Raw genomic sequence first — 19738 nt, 5'->3', positions numbered from 1 at the left:
GCGGCCCGTGTCTCAGGCCGCGGGCCGGTCGCCGCCGCTCGGGGCATGGCTGAGGTCGACGACGCAGAAGATGTTGTCGTCCGGGTCGGCCAGGACGACGAAGTCGGGTTCGGGCGGGTACAGGTCCCACTCGACGGCCCGCGCACCCAGACCGATCAGCCGCCGCACCTCCGCCTGCTGCTCCTCGGCCGAGTCCGTGAACAGGTCGAGGTGGAGACGGGGCCGCGGCTCGGGCGGCGAGTCACTGCGCAGCAGACCGAGGGCCCGCCCGGAGCCGTCCGCGTACTCCAGCGTGCGCCAGGTCTCGCTCTTCCACTCCTCCACGGCGACCAGAGGCAGCGCCGCCGTCCAGAACGCCACCGCGCGGGGGATGTCCGTGACACCGATGACGGGAATTCCGAGTCTCAGCATGATCCCGACCCTACGTACTGAGCCAGCCCGTTGCCCAGCGACCAGTCGGCGGAGGTGTTCTCGGCCAGGGTGACGAAGACGTTGCGGGGATCCGTCCCCGCGTACTCCTCGGCGAGTTGGGCGATCCGGCGGTACAGCGCCTGCTTCTGCCCGGTCGTCCGCCCAGCCCGCAGCGTGATCGACACGAAGACGATGCCCTCGTCGCGGCGCACGCCGAGGTAGTCGTCGTAGCGCAGGGTGCCACGCGCGGCGTCGTGGGCGGTCAGGACCTGGAAGCGGTCGTCACGCGGAATGCCGAGCGTCTCGACCAGGGCGTCGTGAACGGCCCGCCCCAGCGCGTCGAGGCGGTCGTCGTCGGTGTCACCGCCGTGGGCGTCGATGCGCACGAAGGGCACGAGGGTTCTCCTGTCGGGTGGGGACGGGACGGGGTCCGCGGGAGGAGGCGTCAGCGCCAGTCGACGGCGAACGCCCGCGCGGGGTTCTCGGTGAGGATGCGCCGCACCAGGTCGTCCCCCACGGCGAGGGCCAGCCGGGCGGCCACCCGGCGCAGCAGGTACGGCATGCCCGGACCGCCGTCGACCGACCGGGCCGAGGCGGTCGTCGTGTCGCCGCCGAGCAGCAGCCGGTCGCCGAACCCCGCCTCGGCGAGGTCCCGCACCGCGTCCGGCATCCGCCAGTCGGTGGCGTGGTTCCCCCGCGAAGGCCCGTCGAAGGCCAGCCAGCACCCCGACCCGGCGGCCTGCCGGTGCGTCACGGCGTCGGGGGAGCGGTTGAGGTGACCGAGGATCACGCTCTGCGGCGGGACGCCCGACTCGCCGCACAGCAGCTCCAGTACGTCCAGGGCGCCGGTGCCCAGCTCCAGGTGCACGGCGATCGGCGCCCCCGTCGCGTGGTGCGCCTCGGCCGCCGCCGCCATGGTCCACCGCGCGTGCGCGTCCAGCGCGTGGAAACCGCCCGCCACCTTGATCAGCCCGGCGCGGACGCCCGACGTCCCGATGCCCCGCGTCAGTTCGGCGACGAAGACGTCCGCGGCCCGGCCCCGCAGCGCGGTGAGCGTGGCCTCGTCGTAGTGGACGTCCTGGTGCAGCCCCGTCGCGGCCACCACGTGGACACCGGTCTCCCGGGACAGGACCGGCAGATCGGCGGCCCGCCGACCCAGCCCGTACGGCGTCCACTGCACCACCGCGCCGCCGCCCCGCTCCCGGAACGCGGCCAGTTCCGCCCGCGCCGCCGCCGCGTCGCGCAGCTCCTCGCCGGGCAGCCGGGGGCTGGCGAAGAACAGATGGTCGTGGGCGTCGCACACGCCCAGCTCACCGCCCGGCACGTCCCCGAGGACCGTGCGGACGGCACCGCTCACCACTGGCGCCCCCTCGGCAGCAGGGCCCGCCCCGGCTCGGACAGGTGCAGCACCTGGAAGACCTCGCCCTCCACCCCGACGGGAGCGTCGCCCGCGTGGAGCGAGAAGTGCACCAGCTCCCAGCGCCCGGTGTCCACGACCGCCGCCGCGAGCAGCGCCCCGTCCCCGGTCGCCAGCCGCCCGGTCTCCCGCACCGCGTCCGCCGCCGTCTCCGACAGCGGTGCCCCCTGCGGCACCGGCCGCCGCCGCAGGACCGCCACCCGCGCGGGCGTGCCGGCGGCGCCGCCCTCCTCGTACGCGAGGCCCGTCCACTGCCGCACCGCGGGCCGGCCGAAATCGTCGGTGGGCCGCTGGAAGGCGCCCTCCCAGAGGAAGGAGTTCATGCCCTCCACGGTGTGCCACAGGTAGAACGGCGCGTACTGGTTGACCGGCGAGCCGTCCTTGTCGCGCTCGCGGATCAGGTACGCCTTGAGTCCGAGCCCGGGCCAGTCGTCCAGCAGGTGCCCGGTGCGGGCCACGCGCTGCCTGATGGCGTCCATCGGATAGTCGGCGGGCAGGGTGAAGGTGTACTGCATTGCGTGCATCGGATACCCCCTCAGGCGTGCCGGTCCCCGGACGCGACGTGTGCGCCCCACTCGGTGGTCGTGCCGTCCCCGGCGGCCTCGACGACCGCGAGGTGGCTCATGAAGGTGTGCGGCCCGGCCCCGTGCCAGTGCCACTCGCCCGGCTCGATCCACACGGTGTCCCCCGCGCGGACGGCCTCCACCGCACCGCCCCTGCGCTGCACCCGGCCCTCGCCCTGAAGGATGTGCAGGACCTGGCCGTGGGGATGGCGGTGCCAGGCGGTGTGCGCGCCGGGCGCGAAGTGGACGTCGAACATGCGCAGCCGGGAGGGGGCCGGGGGAGCGGCGATCTCGTCCAGCCATACCGCGCCGGTGAAGTTCTCGGGCGCGCCCTGCTCGGTCCCGGGGCGCTGTCGGGTGATGTGCATGTGTCGTCGAACTCCTCTACGCCGTGGCGTTCTTGTGGCTCGCGAGCAGCGAGAGCAGACCCCGGACACCGGCGTCGAAGGCGGCCGGCGAGCCGGACGCGCGGGCCAGGACGTAGCCGCCCTGGACGGTGGCGACGACCGCCGCCGCGATCTCCTCGCCGTCCAGCGAGGGCGCGAACTCGCCCCGTTCCCGGCCCTCTTCCACCAGCTGGGCGATCTGCTCGCGCAGCCAGTCGAGGGTCTCGTCCACCGGGGCGCGCAGGGTGTCGTCGGCGATCACGTCCGGGTCCATCGTCAGTCGCCCGACCGGGCACCCGCGCAGCACGTCGCGCTCGCGCCGCAGATACGCCTCGACGCGCTCGTACGGCGTCCCCGGACCGTTGAGCACGGCCTCGGCGGTGGCCCGCATCTCCTGGGCCGTGCGCCGGATCGCGGCGAGCGCGAGGTCGGGCTTGCCCTTGAAGTGGTGGTACATGCTGCCCTGGCCGGCGCCGGCCCGTTCGAGGATCGCCTTGGGGCTGGTGCCCACGTAACCCCGCTCCCACAGCAGCTCGCGGGTGGACTCGATCAGTCGTTCCGAGGTGCTCATGGAACGCACTGTACATACTAGTAGTTACAGAAGTCGAGCGGGCGCGTACGAGACGGAGGAAGCAGACGCGGGCCCCAGCAGTACTCCCCGCGGGGTACGCACACTGCCGCTGGCCGTACGACGACCCGGACCCCCTCCCGGAGCGAGGCTCGGAAGCGACACGAAGGACATCGCGACCGAGGAGTGGGACGACATGGAGACCCTGGCACAGTTCGGCGACGGCGGGCCCGGCCCGTGGATCCTGCTCTTCCCGGTGATCTGGGCGCTGGTCATCGGCGGCGGCATCACCCTGCTGCGCCGCACGGTGTGGCGCGGACGCCGCGGCCCCGCACGGCCGGGCGCCGTCGAGGACAACTCACCCATCACCGTGCTCGGCCACCGCTTCGCCTCCGGCGAGATCGACGAGGACGAGTACTGGCGCCGACTGTCCGTGCTGGACGAGCAGTTCGGCCGGACCGGCAAGGGCGGTGCGGCCTGACCACGACGACCGTCCCCCGGGCCGCCGCCCGGGGCGTGGACGCCGTGAAGGTGTACGGCGGTGGCGACACCGCCGTACGCACCCTGGACGGGTTCAGCGTCGACTTCCCCGGCCGCCTGGACGTACAGCGCGCCGCCATGGCCGCCGACCGGCAGGCGTCTTGCCACGTCGCCGGACTGCGGCCCGCGGGCCGACGCTCCGTCAGGACCCGTATGGGCCCCGAGCGGTGACGACCGGGCGCCGACCGCCACTGGCACGGACCGGAGTCCCGGACGTCGGCCGTCACCGCGCCGCACGGTCCGCGGCAGCGGACGGTCACCGCCCGGTCAGCCGACAACGGCCGACCGGGCGGGAGCGGGTTGGCGGCTGCCGAGGTCGACCGCGTGCTCGACCTCGGCGAACGCGGCGGCCGGCACCTCCTCGACCAGACGGCGGGGCGGACGCGCGGTCACCGGCGGTGCGGTGACCGGCGCGGGGGTGGCCGCCGTCGGCAGCGTGAACCAGACGACCTTGCCCGACTCGCCGTCCGGCCGGGCGCCCCAGCTGCCGCTCATCGCGGCCACCATGGCGAGCCCGCGCCCGCACGTCGCGAGGGGCTCGGCGTCGTCCACGACGGGCAGCCGCGGATCGTGGTCGCGCACCGAGACCGTGAGCCGGTCCAGGAGCAGTTCCATCTCCACGGTGCACGTCTTGTCGGGCCTGGCATGCAGGTGGACATTGGTCAACAACTCCGTCACGCCGAGCGCCGCCCGGTCGATCAGGAGATCCATATGCCAGTAGCGCAATTGCGCAGATACGATTCTGCGGACCTGGCCGATCCGCGACGGCAGGGCTTGGAGCTCCACCGTGCAGTGTCTGCTTGGGTGAGTGATCACGGCTGCGACTCCCCGACATAGAGGTCCGGAAGAACACGGAGTTCGGATCCAGCGAGGCGCACCTGGCGCACGCCGCCCGCTGTCATGGCCGGCGGGCTGGTTCGCAGCGTTATCGCCGGTAAACCCAGAGTGACGTGAGACCAGCGTGACGCAAGGGGTGAGGCACCGCAACTTACGGCCATCTCTCAGGCGCGGCGTCCGGACGCCCTGCGCACCGCCTCGATGAAGCGGCGGGCCGCGGGCGGGCCCGGTTCGCCCGGAGCCGGGTCACGCTCGCCGAGGGTCAGCAGGTACCGCTTGCCGTCGAGGTCGGCCAGCGCCCGGTCCTGCGAGGCGAACCACGGGCGGGAGGCGCGCACCGCCTGCACCGGCGCGCTGTCTATCTCACTGCCGTAGCTGGTCAGCAACTCCACCCGGCCGCCGCTGATCCGGACCGTCCCGGCCCGGGTGAGCGAACGCAGCCGCTTGCCGATCCGCACCCCCGTGGCCCTGAACTCCGGCTCCGCCATGGCCGTCGCCCCCTCGCGCGTGTCGGTTCCCGCCGCTGGCAGTCTGCCCCTACCGCGCACCGAGCACCAGTACGCGCCGCCCGTTTCCGGGGGCGACCGGAGCACTCGCGCGAATGCGCCCCCCGTCGCAGCCGCACCGCGTCGACCCGGACACCCCAGGGGTGCCTTTGAGGCGCCCAAAGAGGTGTTTATGCAGGTGAGAAGCGTGTGGAAGGTGTTTATGATCCAGGTGTCGGCCGCGCTGTCCGCCGTCGGCGCGCAGCGCAAAGGAGCCCCGAAGTGAGCACTGACCGGCAGACCGTCACCGGCGCCACCCTCGACGTCGACCACAGCGACGCCGCCTACCGGGCCTGGCTGAAAGAAGCCGTCCGCAAGGTCCAGGCCGACGCCAACCGCTCGGCCGACACCCACCTGCTCCTGTTCCCGCTCCCGGAGCACTGGGGCATCGACCTGTACCTGAAGGACGAGTCGACCCACCCGACGGGCAGCCTCAAACACCGCCTCGCCCGCTCCCTGTTCCTCTACGGCCTGTGCAACGGCTGGATCCGGCCGGACCGCCCGGTGATCGAGGCGTCCAGCGGCTCGACGGCCGTCTCCGAGGCGTACTTCGCGAGCCTGGTCGGCGTGCCCTTCATCGCCGTCATGCCCCGCACGACGAGCACCGAGAAGATCCGCCTGATCGAGTTCCACGGCGGACGGTGCCACTTCGTGGACGACTCCCGGCGGATGTACGAGGAGTCGGCCCGCCTCGCGGCGGAGACCGGCGGCCACTACATGGACCAGTTCACCTACGCCGAACGCGCCACCGACTGGCGCGGCAACAACAACATCGCCGAGTCGATCTTCCGCCAACTGCGGCTGGAACGGTACCCCGAGCCGTCCTGGATCGTCGCCACGGCCGGCACCGGCGGCACCTCGGCGACCCTCGCCCGCTACGTCCACTACATGCAGTACGACACTCGCGTCTGCGTCGCCGACCCGGACAACTCCTGCTTCTTCGAGGGTTGGACCACCGGCGATCCGGACGTGGCCTGCGACCGGGGCTCCCGGATCGAGGGCATCGGCCGCCCCCGGATGGAACCGAGCTTCGTACCCGGCGCCATCGACCGCATGATGAAGGTGCCGGACGCGGCGAGCGTCGCGGCCGTACGCTCCCTGGAACGGGCCATCGGCCGCAAGGCGGGCGGCTCCACGGGCACCGGTCTGTGGAGCGCGCTGAAGATCGTCGCCGAGATGGTGGCCGCGGGGGAGCGGGGCAGCGTCGTGACGCTGCTGTGCGATCCGGGGGACCGGTACCTCGACAAGTACTACTCGGACGCCTGGCTCGCCGAACAGGGCCTCGACATCGAGCCGTACACGGCGGCGATCGAGTCCCTGCTGCGCACCGGCAGCCTGCTCGACTGAGCCGGTCGCCGGTCGCCGGTCGCCGGTCGCCGGTCGCCGGGCTAAGGGCGCCGCAGCCGCCGGTCCAGTGACGTGACCGCGCCCCGGAACGCCCGCCCCAGCCCGGGACGCGCCCGGTCCAGCACGAAGCGGAACGGCGCCGTACCGTCCGCCGCGAACGTCCAGCGCACCCACGTACCGGTCCCGGCAGGCGTCAGCCGCCACTCCTCGAGCATGGCCCGGGCGCCCGGCGCGTTGGTGACGTCGACGCGATAGGCGTACACCTCGGGCCGCTCTGCCGCCAGCACCGTCTCCACGAAACGCGTGCCGCCCCTGAGCCGGATCTCGCGCCCCGCTCCCTCACCGATGGGCCGGGCGAACGTCACCGCCGAGAACCAAGCGGTCCAGCCGGGCACGTCCTCGGCCAGGGCGCGGAAGACGGCGTCCGGAGCGGCGGCGATCTCCCGCGCGAAGACCAGGCGCACCGGCGCCGTCTCGACGAAGTCGAGACCCACCGGACGCAGACGGCGAATCATGGACACAACCCCCTTGTGCGAAGCCGCGCACGGCGGACGATCGGCCGGGTGGCGCCACGATAGACCCGGGCGCGCCGGGTGTCAGCGGGGCGGGCGTCGGCGTCAGTCCGCCGCGGGCTCCGGCTCGCCCGCCACGATCAGCCCCAGGTGCTCGGCGACCTCCGCGCGAGCCTCCGCCGACAGGCCCGCGTCGGTCACGAGCGTGTCCACCTGCTCCAGCGCGGCGAACGAACTCAGTCCCACGACACCCCACTTGGTGTGGTCCGCGACCACCACGACACGCCGTGCCGACTGCACCAGACGCCGGTTCGTCTCGGCCTCCGCCAGGTTCGGCGTGGACAGGCCGGCCTCGGCCGATATCCCGTGCACGCCCAGGAACAGCATGTCGAAGTGGAGCGTCGCGACGGCCTGGTCGGCGACCGGGCCCACCAGCGAGTCGGAGGGCGTGCGCACACCGCCGGTGAGCACCACCGTCGCCCCGCCCTGCCGCGCCCCCGAGGTGCGCTGCGCCACGTGGAACACGTCGGCCACCCGCACCGAGTTGGTGACCACCGTCAGATCCGGCACGTCCACCAGCCGGTGCGCCAGCGCGTACGTCGTCGTACCGCCCGACAGGGCGATCGCGGCGCCCGGCGCGACCAGCTCCGCGGCGGCCCGCGCGATGTCCTCCTTGGCCGTCGGCTCCAGACCCGACTTGGCCTCGAACCCCGGTTCGTGGGTGCTCGCCTCCGCCACCGGGACCGCTCCGCCGTGCACCTTCTCCAGCACACCCTGCCGGGACAGCGCGTCGAGGTCGCGGCGGACCGTCATGTCCGACACGCCGAGCTTGCGGGTCAGCTCGTTGACCCGGACACCGCCCCGGCGGCGCACCTCGTCGAGGATCAGGGCGCGCCGCTGCTCCGCGAGGAGGTTCGGATTCTCACTCACGTACGCTTCGGTCCTTTCGCCGCAAAACCGTCCGACACGCCGCCGCACTCGCTCCGATGAGGACTTCTCCCCGCACCCGTGCGCGGACGTCCCATCCTCGCACGCCCCGCCAGGGCCCGCGCCACCGGCCGCCGGGCGTCACCGGTCACACGGAACGAGGAGATTCCGTGCCCAGGGGTGTACGACGCCCGCGGACGGGAGATCCTGTGCCCGCACGGACACAGCCGACGGCGCGTCACGGGGGAGTGCGGACAGTGAAGAAGGCGCAGGAACGGGCCGGGACGGACGGCACCGACGCGAGAAGCGGCACCGCCCTGGAACTCCTGGTACACGGAGTGGGCGGTACGACACCCGCCGAGATGCTGGACGATCCGCGGACCGTGCGGATCACCGGCGACCACGTCGCGGCCGTCTTCCGGCGCGCCGAGGACGCCGACGCCGAGTCCCGGCCCGAGGACTACCGGGGCCGGCCGGTGCCCGAGGCCTACGTCTGGTGCAACCTCACCTCCGGCAACGGCACCCGCGCCCTGTGGCTGCTGCTCCTGCCCTTCATGGTGGTCAACATCGCCCACTGGATGCGCCCCGCCGCCGAGGGCCGGATCCGCACGGTCCGCCTCTACGGACTGCTGCTGCGGCTCGCGGCCCTCACCCTGACGGTGCTCCTCGTCGCCGCCGCCTGCGAGGTCGCCCTCGACCTCGTGGCCTGGCAGTGCGCGGGCACGCGCGCGTGCGCCGAGCGGCACTCCTGGCTGGGCTTCCTGTCGCCGGTGCTGTCCGACGGCGGCTGGTGGAGCGCGCCCGGCCGCAGGGTCGCCCTCGCGGCCGCGGTGCCCGCCGCACTGACCGGGCTGCTCTGGTACCTGTCGCTGCGCACCTGGCGGGCGTACGAGTCCCAGCAGCCGATGGACCGCGAGGCCGACTCCGAGGAGGACGCCCGCCACGCCGCGCTGGGCCGCCCCGGGTTCTGGTACGGGCGCCGCCTGGTGGCCCGGCTGCGCGCCGCGCACACCGCCGCCGGGCTGCTGACCGTCGCCGTGGGGGTAGCCGCTCCGGCGGCCCGGTTCGACCGCCGGCCGGGCGGGCCCGCGCTGCTCGACACGCTCGGATGGGTGCTGCTGGGAGCCCTGGCCGCCGGGGCCGTCGCCGTGGTCGCGGTGGTGTGCCGCCGCGGCCGCAGCGAGCGGCACCTCGACCGGACACTCGACGAGTACCTCGTACGCCGGCTGCCGCTCGCCGCCGTCCTGCTGCTCGTCCTCGCCCTGCTGTACGGCGGCTGGGCCCGCCCGGAATGGACGTCGGCGGGCCGGCTGGCCGGTGACACGGCCTTCGGCGGCATCGCCCTGGTGCAGGGGCTGCTGGTCATCGCGCTGGCCGTGGTCGCCCACCTGCTCCACCGCAGCCGCCCCGACGCCCGCGCCGCGATCCGGGGCCTGGGCGGTCCCGCCGTCGCCATGCTGGCCTGCGCGCTGGGCGGCGTCATGTCCGGCGGCGTCTCCCAGCGTGTCTCCGACTGGATGGACGGCACCGGCACCTTCCTCGACGGCCCGCCCGTCCTGCTGACCTGGCAGGCGTCGGTCATCCCGCCGCTGCTCGTCGTCGTGCTGCTGATGTGCGCCGTGCTTGCCCGGCACACCCTGCGCCTGGCCCGCGCGGAACGGGACGCCGTGGAACGCGACCACCCGGGGGAGACCGGAGACCCGGGCCGCACCCGGCGTATCGCCCTCACCCGCGCCACGGCCACACTCACCGACCGGGCGCCGCTCCTCGTCGCCATCACCTCCGCCGCCACCCTCCTCCTGGGCGCCGGAGCCCTGGTGGGCGCCCTGACGACCGGGAAGGTGCCGGGCGAGGCCGCGCGGGGGACCTACACCGTCGTCCAGGGAGCCGCGCAGACCGCGCAGGAGCTGGGCTCCTGGCTGATCGGCGTCGGCTTCATACTGTTCGTCACCTGGGGGAGGCGCGCCTACAAGGACGCCTCCGCGCGGCGCACCATCGGCATCCTGTGGGACGTCGGCACCTTCTGGCCGCGCGCCGCGCACCCCTTCGCACCGCCGTGCTACGCGGAGCGCGCGGTGCCCGACCTGACCTGGCGGATGGCGACCTGGACCCGGGCCACCGGCGGGCGGCTGGTCATTTCCGGGCACTCGCAGGGCAGCGTCCTGGCCGCCGCCGCGTCCTGGCAGCTCGAACCGTCCGCCCGCAAGCGGGTCGCCCTGCTCACCTACGGCTCCCCGCTGGAGCGGCTGTACGGCCGCTGGTTCCCCGCCCACTTCGGCCCCGAGGCACTCGCCTCGCTGCACGAGGAGGTCGACTGCTGGCGCAACCTCCACCGGCGCACCGATCCCATCGGCGGCCCGATGCGACTGCCCGGCGACGCGGGCCCCGCGGTGGACCGCGCGCCCCTCAAGGACCCGCTGACGTACGGCCGGACCGAACTCCACCCGCTGCCTGCGCCGGTCCTCGGCCACTCCGACTACCAGGCGGACCCGGCCTTCGCCGAGGAACGCCGACGGCTGCTGGGCCGGCTGCGACCGGAGGTACCGGCGCCGCGCCACACGGGCGGTGCGGCGGCGTCCGTCCCGGCGGCGGACGACGCGACCGAGGAGTGCTGAGATCTGCCCCGCCCGGCGGCTCGGCCTGTGGCTCCGCCTGCGGCTCCGCTACGGCAGTCCGGGCAGGTCCTCGGGGTACAGCAGGGTCAGATCGTCCGTGCTGGGGTCGGGCAACTGGGCGACCCGGCTCGCGTGCCGCTCCACCATCGCCTCGAAGGTCTGGCGGGCCGTGCGGCCGTTGCCGAAGGCCGGGCCCTTCGGGATCTCGGTGAAGTACTTCGTCAGCGCCTCGGCCGTCCCCGGCGCCAGCCGGTACTCGTGCTCGTCCGCCTGCTGCTCCACGATCCGCAGCAGTTCCCCCGGGCCGTAGTCGCCGAAGGTGATGGTCCGTGAGAACCGGGACGCCACACCGGGGTTGACGGACAGGAAACGCTCCATCTCCGCCGTGTACCCCGCGACGATCACGACGACGGCCTCCCGCTGGTCCTCCATCAGCTTGACCAGCGTGTCAATGGCCTCCTTGCCGAAATCCCGGCCCGCGTCCTCGGGGGAGAGCGCGTACGCCTCGTCGATGAACAGCACGCCGCCGTGCGCCCGCTGGAACGCCTCCTGGGTGCGGATCGCCGTGGAACCGATGTGCTCGCCGACCAGATCCACCCGGGACACCTCGACCAAGTGGCCCTTGTCCAGCACGCCGAGCGAGGCCAGGATCTCGCCGTACAGCCGGGCGACCGTCGTCTTGCCGGTGCCCGGGGAGCCGGTGAAGACCAGGTGCCGCTTGACCGACGCGGCCTTCAGCCCCGCCCGCTGCCTGCGCCGCCCCACCTCGATCATGTCGGTCAGCGCACGCACCTCGCGCTTGACACTGTCCAGGCCGACCAGGGCGTCCAGTTCACCCAGTACGGCCTTCGAGGTCCGCGTCGGCTCCTGCGAGGCGGTGTCCGCGATCAGCGGCTCCTGCTCCGTGGTGCGCTGCCCGGGGATCGAGCCCAACAGCCCGGGGGACTGGGCCGCCGTCTGCACCACCGGCTCGGGCGCCACGGGCGCCGTCAGGCCGGTGCTCTCGTCACTGGTGCAGTCCTCGACGAGCGGCCCGGAGTCGTACGCCGTGTCGGGGCCGCCGTCCGCGAACTCGTACCCGCCGCGCGCGCAGCGCTCCGTGCGGCACTTCCTCAGCGTCGTACGACAGCCGTCGATCACGTGGAAGCCGTAGCCCGCACTGCCGGTGACCCGGCAGTTCAGGAAGCTGCCGCGGCCTCCGGCCGACACATAGACACCCGCCTCGGAAGGCGAGTCGACGGTGCAGCGCTCGATGGTGGGGTCGGCGCCCTTGGTGACGATGACACCGGTGCGGTTGCCGTCCAGGGTGCAGTTGTTCAGGGTGCCGCCGCTGCCGTGGTCGCGGAACCACGCGCCGGTGGCCGCGTCCCGGATACGGCAGTCGTCGAGCTGCGCGGTGGCGCCGTCGCTCACCGACACGGCGGTGTTGCGCACCTGGGAGAGGTCGCTGTCGACGACGTCCGCGCGCGAGCCGCGGTCCAGGACGAACAGCGCGTCCGGCACGTCGTGCACCCGGCAGGAGTCGAGCACCGCGGTGGCGCCGTCGCTGACCCAGACCGCCGGGTAGTCGCCGGTGCTGTCGAAGATCTCGCACTGGTTGGCGTCCACGCGCGTGCCCGGGTCCCACACCGACAGGCCGTTGCGCCCGAACTGCCGCACGCTGGTGCGGGTGAGGGTGAGCACCGAGCGGGACCTGAGGTCGACCGCGTTCTCCGGGATGTCGTGGATACGGCAGTCGGCCAGGGTGAGCACGGCGTCCGTGTCCAGCGTGACGCCGTCGCCGGTGGTGCGGTGCACGTCGCAGTCGGTCAAGTGGGCCGTGGCCCGGCCGGTCACCTGCACGCCGCTGCCGCGGACCTCGTAGACCTCGCAGCCCACGGCCTCCAGGGCGGTGCCCTCGCCGGTGGCCGTCAGTCCGGAACCCGCCGCGTGGTGCACCCGGCAGCGCTCCAGCCGGGGGTGGGCTCCCGAGCGCACCGCGACGCCCGCCTGCCCGGCCGCGACGACCTCGCACTCCTCGAACACACCACCCCCGCCGTCCAGGACGGCGATGCCGACCCCGGCCGGATTGTCGACGGTGCAGCGCCGCACCGTGGGACGCGCGCTGCCGCGCACCTCTATCCCGGAGGCGGAACGCGCGACGATCCTGAGGCCGAGCAGCTCCGGCGTGCCGTCCTCCACCAGCACCGCGGGCGCCGCCGCGTCCTGGCCCTCGACGTGCAGGTCCTGGATCACCGCCGAGGCGCGCACGGTCAGCGGGACACCGTCGGCCGGCGCGATCCGCACCGAGCCCTGGGCGCCCTCGGGTCCGCGCAGGGTCACCGCCCGCTGGACCACGAGGTTCTCCCGGTAGGTCCCGGGGGCGACGGTGAGGACGTCGCCGTCGGCCGCGGCCTCCAGGGCGGCGGCGAGCGATGCGTACTCACCCGTGCGGCGCCGCCACCGCGAGGTGCCGGTGTGCGTCACCTGGACCGTGCCCTGTGCCATGGCGTTGCTGTGCCCCCACCTCGTCGTACGCGGGTCGTCGCCGATTCGGTTCGGCCGGTCCACCGTAGCGTGCGCGCAGGTGGTGAGTTGACCGGAGGCCGAAGCCCGTCAACTGCCCGCGCCGGTCCTGCCCCAGTCCGGTCCCGCCCGCTCCCACTCCTGCTCCAGGCGCGCGTACCGGCGGCGGACCAGGCGCCAGACCACGATCCGCCGGGCGGCCTCCACCAGGGCCGCCGCCGCCACCGCGGTGCCGATCCCGGCGAGCACGGCATGCGTGGCCGCGGTCGCGGAGTCCAGCGGGCGGGCCGCCTCACGGCCCCGCGCGTCCGTCCACATCGCGAACCGGTCGCCGCTGGCCGGGCGGTCGATGCCCACCAGGACGGGGCCCTCGTGCCGCGAGCCGTCCGGCCCGGACCACGCGGCGAGGACACGGCTGCGCAGCTCTTCTCCGGAGGAGGCACCCTCGGGATCGACGCTCAGGGGCGAACGCTCCAGGGCCCGCACCACGGTGGCCGTCACCCGGTGCCGCGCCTCGTGCTGTTCGCGCACCGACCGCTGCAGGGCACTGTGCGCCGCGCCGCCCACGAGCACGCCGATCAGGGGCGCCACGCACACGATCAGCAGCAGTGATGTCAGGGCCACCCAGGCCTCGGCCAGATCGCTCGTGCGGCACAGCGGATTGCCTCGCCAGCGCCACAGACCTCTGATCGCCCGCACACACGGACCCCCTTCCCGCTCCGCTCCGCCCCCGTCGAGCCGTTCACGCGGCACCCGGGCGGACCGGACCGCGGGGGCGCGCCGTCCCCGCGCGGTGGCCGTCACGGCCGGATTCTCATGAAGCTCTCAGGAACCCCAACGCGCGGCCCCCGCACCGGGTTCCCGTTACCGGGCCGTTTGTCCGGAACCGGAGCGCGGTCCGGACGAGCGGCCGCACCTCATTCGATGATCCGCACGGGGTCGCCGACCCGGACCGTGCCGCTGCCGAGGGGGACCAGGTTCTGCCCGAAGACCAGCTTGCCGTCGACGCGCCGGTGCCGGCCGAGGCTGTACAGGGGCTCGGCGCCGCGGTCCGCGGTGCCCTGGTCGGTGGTCGTCACGACGCACCGCCCGCACGGCTTGGCGACCCGCAGGACGACCTCGCCGACGGCGACCCGCGACCAGCGGTCCTCGGCCCAGGGATCGGTGCCGGAGACGACCAGGTTCGGCCGGAAGCGGTCCATGGGCAGCGGGCCCTCGTCCGCGTGCTCGCCGCGCGCGATCAGGGAGTTGAGGGCGTCGAGCGAGGCGGTGGTGGTCAGCAGCAGCGGGAAGCCGTCCGCGAAGGAGACGGTCTCGCCCGGCAGCGCGTACTCCGGGTCCACGGGGCGCCGGGTGGCGGGATCGTCCAGGTGCACCAGCCGGACGTCGGCGCCGAGCAGCGTGCTGCACCAGGCGTGCGCGGCCCCGTCCTCGGCGGGCAGTGCCTCGACCTTGTCCCTGAAGATCCGCACCGTCACGGTGCCCGGCGCGCGCGGGACCGGCACCGTGATCGGTGCCATGCCGGGCGCGGACAGCCGTACGCCGCCGCCGGGCAGAAGCTCGGCGGCGGCCAGGGCGAGGCGCGGCTGCCTGCGTTGCGTGACGACCTTTCCCCCGTCGTCGATCAGCATCCAGCGTCGGTCCCCGGCCGGCCCCCAGGGCTCCACCACGGCTTCCTGGAGCGACAGGCTCCGGAACGCCTTGACCGGATGGACGTGGATCGACTGCAGTCGCGCGTACCCCATGGGGTCATCGTGCCAGGTGGCACCGACAACCCGGAGGTCGGCTCAGTAGCCGCGGTACTGCTGCTGGTTGTACGGGTCCTGGTACGGCGCGGGCGCCGGCCGGGGAGCCGCGGGCCGCATCGCCTCGTACCCCGCGGGGCCGGGCGCGGCCGGGCGGGGCTGCTGCGGCTGCTGGGGGCCCGGGTATCCGCGCGGCGCGGTCGCCTGGTGCGGGATGTACGCGGCGGGGGCCTGCTGCAGCGGGGCGGGCTGCGGGGCCTGCTGCGGGTATCCGTAGGAGGGCTGCGAGGGGCCCGCGGGCAGGGCGGGCAGGGCGGACGGCAGCGCGGGCAGATGGCTGTTGCTCGGCATGTCGTACGCGGCGGGGACCCGGATCGGGGCGATCTGCGGTGTGCCCCGTTCGGCCACGAGCGAGTCGTAGATCGGGGTGTCCGGGAAGGAGGCGGAGTAGTAGCCGCCGCCATAAGTGGAGCGGGGGGAGGTCATGGCCATAAGTTAAGCCCACGATGTGCTGGTTGGGGAGACCGATAAGAGGGTTGTTTTCCGTGTCCGCGGTGACCGGGTATCCCCAATGCGAGCGAACTTGGCAAAATAGGGCGCCGGACCACGCGATGTTGCGGTAAAGGCCGAGTTCCGGGCGGGTTACCGGCGGTTGACCGACACCTTCTGCCGGGCTCTTCTTCAAGGGCGGGCGGCCCGGAGAATAGGTTGTGCGGCAGGAACTCGACGATTCGCCGGGAGATCACCCGGCTCGGTGACACGTGATGGGGGCGGACATGTCAATGTCGAAAGGATCGAACACCCCGGTGCCGACGACGGCACTGCGGGTCGAACTGGGCTGGCGGTCCGGACCCGGCGTGCCCGACGCGGACGCCTCCGCGCTCCTGCTGGTGGGCGGCAAGGTCCGTTCCGACGCGGACTTCGTCTTCTACAACCAGTCGGCCCACGCCTCCGGATCGGTGCGTCACGAGGGCAAGCGGGACGCCGGCGGCCGGGTGACCGACAGTCTGCTCGTCGACCTCGCGCGCGTGGAGCCCGCGATCGAGACCGTGATCCTCGCCGCCTCCTCGGACGGCGGATCCTTCGGCCAGGTCCCCGACCTGTACATCGAGGTGCGCGACACCGCGCGGAACACCGTCGTGGCCCGCTTCGACAACCCGGGCGCGAGTGTCGAGACGGCGTTCGTGCTCGGCGAGTTCTACCGCCGCCAGGGCGCCTGGAAGTTCCGCGCCGTCGGGCAGGGATACGACAGCGGACTCGAGGGCCTGGCCACGGACTACGGCATCTCGGTCGACGAACCGCAGCGGACACCTCCCGCCGCCCCACCGGCCCCCGCCCCGCCCGCGCCCGCCCCACCGGCGCCCATGCCTCCCGCGCCCGCCCAGCCGACACCGACGGCCCCGCCCGCCTTCCCCGCCGCCGCGCCTCCGCCGGCTCCCTCCGCGCCCCCCGCCCAGCCGGTGCGGCTGACCAAGGTCACGCTCACCAAGGCGGCGCCCTCCGTCTCGCTGACCAAGCAGGGCGCCACCTCCGGCGCCATGCGCGTCAACCTCAACTGGCAGGTGCGCAAACAGTTCTCGGGCTGGGCCCGCAAGCTCGGCCGCCCGGTCGCCATGCACGACGACCTCGACCTCGACCTGTGCTGCCTGTACGAACTGAGCGACGGCAGCAAGGGCGTCGTCCAGGCACTCGGCAACGCCTTCGGGGCGCTGCACCAGCCGCCGTTCATCCACCTCGACGGCGACGACCGCACCGGCGCGGTGTCGACCGGCGAGAACCTCACCATCAGCCTCGACCACCAGCGGTACTTCCGGCGCATCCTCGTCTTCGTGACCATCTACGAGGGCGCCCGCTCCTTCGCCGACCTGCACGCCACGGTCACCCTCCAGCCGCAGTACGGCGCCCCGGTCGACTTCTCGCTCGACGAGTGCACGGTGCCCTCGACGGTGTGCGCCCTCGCGCTGATCACCAACACCGGGAGCGACCTCGTCGTCCAGCGCGAGGCCCGTTACCTGGTGCCCGAGCGCGGGGTGAGCCCGCAGCGGACGGTCGACTACGCCTACGGCTGGGGCATGAACTGGACCCCCGGCCGGAAATGACCCGCCCCGGGGGCGCTCAGCCTGCCCGTCCCTCCTCGGGCACGGCCTCCGGACGGGAGTAGGTGCGGCCCTTCCAGGCCGCGCCCCTGCCCCGGTAGTGCTGCACCGCCGAGTCGACCGTCATCAGGAGATAGAGGAACGCGGTGAACGGCAGCAGCGGCGCGAGCCACAGGGGCTGCCGGTAATAGCGCAGCATCGGCAGATACGTCCCGGCCATCACCAGCCAGGCGGCGGCGCCCAGCACGGCCGTGGCCCCCTGCCCCGCCGCCAGGCCGACGAGCAACGCCGACGGCGGCACCAGATACACCAGCGCCAGGCCGAGCACCGTTGCGGCGAGCACCAGCGGGTTGTGCCGCAACTGCGCGTACGCGCTGCGCGAGACCATCCGCCACAGGTCGCGCAGCCGCGGATACGGACGCACGCTGTCCACCCGTTCGGCCAGGCCCAGCCAGACCCGGCCGCCGGTGCCCTTGACCGCGCGGGCGAGCGCTACGTCGTCGATGACGGCGTGTCGGATGGCGTCCGGGATGTGGGCCCGCTCGGCGGCGTCGGCACGCAGCAGCACACATCCGCCCGCCGCGGCCGCCGTCCGCGTCGCCTTCTTCCGTCCGCTCCCGGCGCGGCCACCGCCGATCCACCGGAACGGGTACAGCTGGGCGAAGAAATAGACGAAGGCCGGCACCACGAGCCGTTCCCAGACGCTTTCCACCCGCAGCCGGGCCATCTGGGAGACCACGTCGAAACCTCCGGTGCCGGCCGCCGACACCAACCCGCGCAGACTGTCCGGCGCGTGCGCGATGTCGGCGTCCGTCAGCAGCAGGTACTCGGGCTCACGCGCGCGTGCCAGACCGATGCCGTGCCGCACCGCCCACAGCTTGCCGGTCCAGCCGGCCGGCGGCTCCCCGGGCGAGGCGACGGTCAGCGGCAGCCCTTCGTGCCGCCGGGCCAGCTCGCACGCCAGCTCCCCCGTGCCGTCCGTGCTGCCGTCGTCGATCAGGAAGACCTCGGCCCGCCCCGGATAGTCCTGGGCGAGCAGGGACGGCAGGCTCGCGGGCAGCACCGCAGCCTCGTCGCGCGCGGGGACGACGACGCACACCGAGGGCCAGACGTCGGGCTCCTCGCGGGCCGGGAGTCTGACGTCGGTACGCCAGAAGAAACCCCGGACGAACAGCAGCCACAGCCAGGCGGCGAGGGAGAGGGCTGCCACGACGGTCACGACGGTCCACACATCGGCGCTCACGTGCGCAGTCTGCCCCACGGCACCGGCCGGTGGCGGCGCATCGTCTATGGTGGCCGGGTGAAGATCGCGCTCATGGACTCCGGAATCGGCCTGCTCGCGGCGACCGCCGCGGTACGGCGGCTGCGACCGGACGCCGATCTCATCCTCTCCCTGGACCCCGACGGGATGCCCTGGGGCCCGCGCACCCCGGAGGACCTGACCGGCCGTGCCCTCGCCGTGGCCGAGGCCGCCGCCGCACACCGTCCGGACGCCCTGATCGTCGGCTGCAACACCGCCACGGTGCACGCGCTGCCCGCGCTGCGTGCCCGGCTGGAGCCCGGGGTGCCCGTCATCGGCACCGTGCCGGCGATCAAGCCCGCGGCGGCGGGCGGCGGCCCCGTGGCGATCTGGGCGACACCGGCCACCACCGGCAGCCCCTACCAGCGCGGCCTGATCGAGGAGTTCGCCGGCGGGGCGACGGTCACCGAGGTGCCGTGCCCGGGACTCGCCGACGCCGTCGAGCACGCGGACGAGACGGCGATCACCGAGGCCGTCGGTGCCGCCGCCGCCCGCACGCCGGGCGACGTGACGACCATCGTCCTGGGCTGCACCCATTACGAACTGGTCGCCGAACGCATCCGCGCCGCCGTGCAGCGCCCCGGCGCCCCGCGCCTCGTCCTGCACGGCTCCGCCGGGGCGGTGGCCGCCCAGGCGCTGCGCCGGATCGGAGTCCGTCCCGACCCCGGCGCCCCGGCGGAGGGCACCCTGACCGTGCTGCTGAGCGGACGCGAGGGCACCCTGCCCGCGCCCGCGCTGGCCTACGACGAGGGCAGGCTCCTGCGCGCGGTCACGCCGGCCGGCTGACGCGCCTTCCGCCCGGTCGGCTCAGTCACCCTGCGCGACGAGGTACCCGCGCAGAGAAACATGAGTAACCTCATATCCATGAGGCATCGCCACGGCGAGACCGTCCCACAGTCGAATGTCTGGACCGGACGTGCCACCAGCCGGGTCCAGTGGTTCCTGGCGCTCATCGGCGCCGCCTGCATGGCGCTCGGCATCGCCCTGGCCGTCGAATCGGCCTGGGAGTCCGGCGTCGCCCCGCTCGCCATGGCCGTCGTCGGCTGCATCGCGGCGGGACTGCTGGTCCTGTTCGGCACGCTCGCGTTCGTGCACGTCGCGCTGAGAGTCGACGAGGAGTGCCTCGAAGTGCGCTGCGGCCACATCGGCGTGCCCCGCCGCCGCATCCCCCTGTCGCACGTAGTGGGCGCCGAGTTCGCGCCGCACGTGACCCCCCGCCACTGGGGCGGCTGGGGTTACCGGTGGCGGCCGGAGCGGGGCACCGCCGTCGTCGTGCGACGCGGTGAGGGCCTGATCCTGCGGCTGTGGGACGGGCACACCTTCACGATCACCGTGGACGACGCGGAGGCAGCCGTCCAGGTCATCAAGGACCGACTGCGCCCGAAGACAGCGGGCCCGGCGCACTGAGGCGAACGCTTCGCGGG

Annotated in this window: 22 protein-coding genes; 7 read left to right on the top strand and 15 right to left on the bottom strand. The window is 73.7% G+C overall.

Annotated elements, in window-relative coordinates; translation table 11 throughout:
• Positions 1 to 12: 12 nt before the first annotated feature.
• Genes ACGH52_RS05630 through ACGH52_RS05605 form a run of 6 tightly spaced genes read right to left on the bottom strand, consistent with a single transcriptional unit; the run spans position 13 to position 3348 of the window.
• Entirely contained in the window at positions 13 to 411 is a 399-nt protein-coding gene (locus ACGH52_RS05630) for a VOC family protein (RefSeq protein ID WP_171987030.1), read from the bottom strand.
• Positions 405 to 806 (bottom strand): tautomerase family protein, encoded by a 402-nt coding sequence (locus tag ACGH52_RS05625; protein ID WP_121703895.1) that lies wholly within the window; start codon positions 804 to 806, stop codon positions 405 to 407. Before ACGH52_RS05625 ends, ACGH52_RS05630 begins: the two co-directional genes overlap by 7 nt.
• A gap of 50 nt (positions 807 to 856) precedes the next feature.
• Positions 857 to 1768 carry a phosphotriesterase gene (locus ACGH52_RS05620; protein ID WP_076973400.1) on the bottom strand — a complete coding sequence of 304 codons (912 nt, stop codon included), beginning with the start codon at positions 1766 to 1768 and terminating at the stop codon, positions 857 to 859.
• Positions 1765 to 2352 (bottom strand): DUF4865 family protein, encoded by a 588-nt coding sequence (locus tag ACGH52_RS05615; protein WP_121703894.1) that lies wholly within the window; start codon positions 2350 to 2352, stop codon positions 1765 to 1767. The genes ACGH52_RS05620 and ACGH52_RS05615 overlap by 4 nt, the downstream gene beginning before the upstream one ends.
• Before the next feature lie 11 nt (positions 2353 to 2363).
• Positions 2364 to 2759 carry a cupin domain-containing protein gene (locus ACGH52_RS05610; RefSeq protein ID WP_121703893.1) on the bottom strand — a complete coding sequence of 132 codons (396 nt, stop codon included), beginning with the start codon at positions 2757 to 2759 and terminating at the stop codon, positions 2364 to 2366.
• Positions 2760 to 2775: 16 nt separating this feature from the next.
• Positions 2776 to 3348 (bottom strand): TetR/AcrR family transcriptional regulator, encoded by a 573-nt coding sequence (locus ACGH52_RS05605; protein ID WP_121703892.1) that lies wholly within the window; start codon positions 3346 to 3348, stop codon positions 2776 to 2778.
• A 193-nt stretch (positions 3349 to 3541) separates the two neighbouring features.
• Here ACGH52_RS05605 and ACGH52_RS05600 point away from each other — a divergent pair, with 193 nt between their 5' ends.
• Complete coding sequence (locus ACGH52_RS05600) at positions 3542 to 3826, top strand: SHOCT domain-containing protein (RefSeq protein ID WP_076973110.1); 285 nt, start codon at positions 3542 to 3544, stop codon at positions 3824 to 3826.
• A gap of 35 nt (positions 3827 to 3861) precedes the next feature.
• On the top strand, positions 3862 to 4056 hold the full coding sequence (locus ACGH52_RS05595) for a hypothetical protein (RefSeq protein ID WP_399937990.1): 195 nt from the start codon (positions 3862 to 3864) through the stop codon (positions 4054 to 4056).
• A 96-nt stretch (positions 4057 to 4152) separates the two neighbouring features.
• On the opposite strand, the gene ACGH52_RS05590 is transcribed toward ACGH52_RS05595, so the two are convergent.
• Positions 4153 to 4701 (bottom strand): ATP-binding protein, encoded by a 549-nt coding sequence (locus ACGH52_RS05590; RefSeq protein ID WP_171987029.1) that lies wholly within the window; start codon positions 4699 to 4701, stop codon positions 4153 to 4155.
• Between the two features lie 185 nt (positions 4702 to 4886).
• The gene (locus ACGH52_RS05585) at positions 4887 to 5210 is read right to left on the bottom strand and encodes a hypothetical protein (protein ID WP_059297407.1); all 324 of its coding nucleotides are present in this window, start codon (positions 5208 to 5210) and stop codon (positions 4887 to 4889) included.
• A gap of 279 nt (positions 5211 to 5489) precedes the next feature.
• Between ACGH52_RS05585 and ACGH52_RS05580 the strand changes: the two genes are divergently transcribed.
• Positions 5490 to 6614 (top strand): PLP-dependent cysteine synthase family protein, encoded by a 1125-nt coding sequence (locus tag ACGH52_RS05580; RefSeq protein ID WP_076973108.1) that lies wholly within the window; start codon positions 5490 to 5492, stop codon positions 6612 to 6614.
• A gap of 41 nt (positions 6615 to 6655) precedes the next feature.
• On the opposite strand, the gene ACGH52_RS05575 is transcribed toward ACGH52_RS05580, so the two are convergent.
• Together ACGH52_RS05575 and ACGH52_RS05570 are read right to left on the bottom strand one after the other, a co-directional pair.
• Positions 6656 to 7129, bottom strand: coding sequence for an SRPBCC family protein (locus ACGH52_RS05575; protein WP_399937987.1), 474 nt, complete (start codon positions 7127 to 7129; stop codon positions 6656 to 6658).
• A gap of 102 nt (positions 7130 to 7231) precedes the next feature.
• The gene (locus ACGH52_RS05570) at positions 7232 to 8056 is read right to left on the bottom strand and encodes a DeoR/GlpR family DNA-binding transcription regulator (RefSeq protein ID WP_059297404.1); all 825 of its coding nucleotides are present in this window, start codon (positions 8054 to 8056) and stop codon (positions 7232 to 7234) included.
• A gap of 254 nt (positions 8057 to 8310) precedes the next feature.
• Between ACGH52_RS05570 and ACGH52_RS05565 the strand changes: the two genes are divergently transcribed.
• Positions 8311 to 10668: a hypothetical protein gene (locus ACGH52_RS05565; protein ID WP_399937985.1), complete on the top strand. Its 2358-nt coding sequence runs from the start codon at positions 8311 to 8313 to the stop codon at positions 10666 to 10668.
• Between the two features lie 48 nt (positions 10669 to 10716).
• Here the strand turns inward: ACGH52_RS05565 and ACGH52_RS05560 are convergent, their stop codons facing one another.
• The 4 genes from ACGH52_RS05560 to ACGH52_RS05545 all read right to left on the bottom strand — a co-directional run bounded on the left by ACGH52_RS05560 (position 10717) and on the right by ACGH52_RS05545 (position 15404).
• Positions 10717 to 13155: a right-handed parallel beta-helix repeat-containing protein gene (locus ACGH52_RS05560; RefSeq protein ID WP_399937984.1), complete on the bottom strand. Its 2439-nt coding sequence runs from the start codon at positions 13153 to 13155 to the stop codon at positions 10717 to 10719.
• Positions 13156 to 13263: 108 nt separating this feature from the next.
• A complete protein-coding gene (locus tag ACGH52_RS05555; RefSeq protein ID WP_059297401.1) occupies positions 13264 to 13872 on the bottom strand; it encodes a hypothetical protein in 609 nt (202 codons plus the stop codon).
• A gap of 218 nt (positions 13873 to 14090) precedes the next feature.
• Entirely contained in the window at positions 14091 to 14918 is an 828-nt protein-coding gene (locus ACGH52_RS05550; RefSeq protein ID WP_399937981.1) for an MOSC domain-containing protein, read from the bottom strand.
• A gap of 42 nt (positions 14919 to 14960) precedes the next feature.
• On the bottom strand, positions 14961 to 15404 hold the full coding sequence (locus tag ACGH52_RS05545; protein WP_059297785.1) for a DUF6643 family protein: 444 nt from the start codon (positions 15402 to 15404) through the stop codon (positions 14961 to 14963).
• 296 nt (positions 15405 to 15700) lie between these two features.
• On the opposite strand from ACGH52_RS05545, the gene ACGH52_RS05540 reads away from it, so the two are divergent.
• Positions 15701 to 17017, top strand: a complete 1317-nt coding sequence (locus ACGH52_RS05540; protein WP_399937979.1) for a TerD family protein — start codon at positions 15701 to 15703, stop codon at positions 17015 to 17017.
• Between the two features lie 16 nt (positions 17018 to 17033).
• Here the strand turns inward: ACGH52_RS05540 and ACGH52_RS05535 are convergent, their stop codons facing one another.
• The gene (locus tag ACGH52_RS05535) at positions 17034 to 18275 is read right to left on the bottom strand and encodes a glycosyltransferase (RefSeq protein ID WP_399937977.1); all 1242 of its coding nucleotides are present in this window, start codon (positions 18273 to 18275) and stop codon (positions 17034 to 17036) included.
• Between the two features lie 39 nt (positions 18276 to 18314).
• Between ACGH52_RS05535 and ACGH52_RS05530 the strand changes: the two genes are divergently transcribed.
• Positions 18315 to 19100, top strand: a complete 786-nt coding sequence (locus tag ACGH52_RS05530) for a glutamate racemase (protein WP_399937975.1) — start codon at positions 18315 to 18317, stop codon at positions 19098 to 19100.
• A 78-nt stretch (positions 19101 to 19178) separates the two neighbouring features.
• Complete coding sequence (locus ACGH52_RS05525; RefSeq protein ID WP_076973099.1) at positions 19179 to 19721, top strand: hypothetical protein; 543 nt, start codon at positions 19179 to 19181, stop codon at positions 19719 to 19721.
• Positions 19722 to 19738: the final 17 nt, after the last annotated feature.

The organism is Streptomyces sp. BBFR25 (assembly GCF_044590125.1).
In the GTDB taxonomy this organism is placed as follows: Bacteria; Actinomycetota; Actinomycetes; order Streptomycetales; family Streptomycetaceae; genus Streptomyces; species Streptomyces canus_D.
The sequence above is the reverse complement of the archived record's forward strand: the minus strand, read 5'-3'. Positions and strand labels throughout refer to the sequence as shown.

Coding starts and splice junctions, on each gene's coding strand:
- ACGH52_RS05630 (WP_171987030.1), bottom strand. CDS start 411: ATGCTGAGACTCGGAATTCCCGTCATCGGTGTCACGGACATCCCCCGC.
- ACGH52_RS05615 (WP_121703894.1), bottom strand. CDS start 2,352: ATGCACGCAATGCAGTACACCTTCACCCTGCCCGCCGACTATCCGATG.
- ACGH52_RS05610 (WP_121703893.1), bottom strand. CDS start 2,759: ATGCACATCACCCGACAGCGCCCCGGGACCGAGCAGGGCGCGCCCGAG.
- ACGH52_RS05605 (WP_121703892.1), bottom strand. CDS start 3,348: ATGAGCACCTCGGAACGACTGATCGAGTCCACCCGCGAGCTGCTGTGG.
- ACGH52_RS05600 (WP_076973110.1), top strand. CDS start 3,542: ATGGAGACCCTGGCACAGTTCGGCGACGGCGGGCCCGGCCCGTGGATC.
- ACGH52_RS05585 (WP_059297407.1), bottom strand. CDS start 5,210: ATGGCGGAGCCGGAGTTCAGGGCCACGGGGGTGCGGATCGGCAAGCGG.
- ACGH52_RS05575 (WP_399937987.1), bottom strand. CDS start 7,129: ATGATTCGCCGTCTGCGTCCGGTGGGTCTCGACTTCGTCGAGACGGCG.
- ACGH52_RS05560 (WP_399937984.1), bottom strand. CDS start 13,155: ATGGCACAGGGCACGGTCCAGGTGACGCACACCGGCACCTCGCGGTGG.
- ACGH52_RS05550 (WP_399937981.1), bottom strand. CDS start 14,918: ATGGGGTACGCGCGACTGCAGTCGATCCACGTCCATCCGGTCAAGGCG.
- ACGH52_RS05545 (WP_059297785.1), bottom strand. CDS start 15,404: ATGACCTCCCCCCGCTCCACTTATGGCGGCGGCTACTACTCCGCCTCC.
- ACGH52_RS05540 (WP_399937979.1), top strand. CDS start 15,701: ATGTCGAAAGGATCGAACACCCCGGTGCCGACGACGGCACTGCGGGTC.
- ACGH52_RS05525 (WP_076973099.1), top strand. CDS start 19,179: ATGAGGCATCGCCACGGCGAGACCGTCCCACAGTCGAATGTCTGGACC.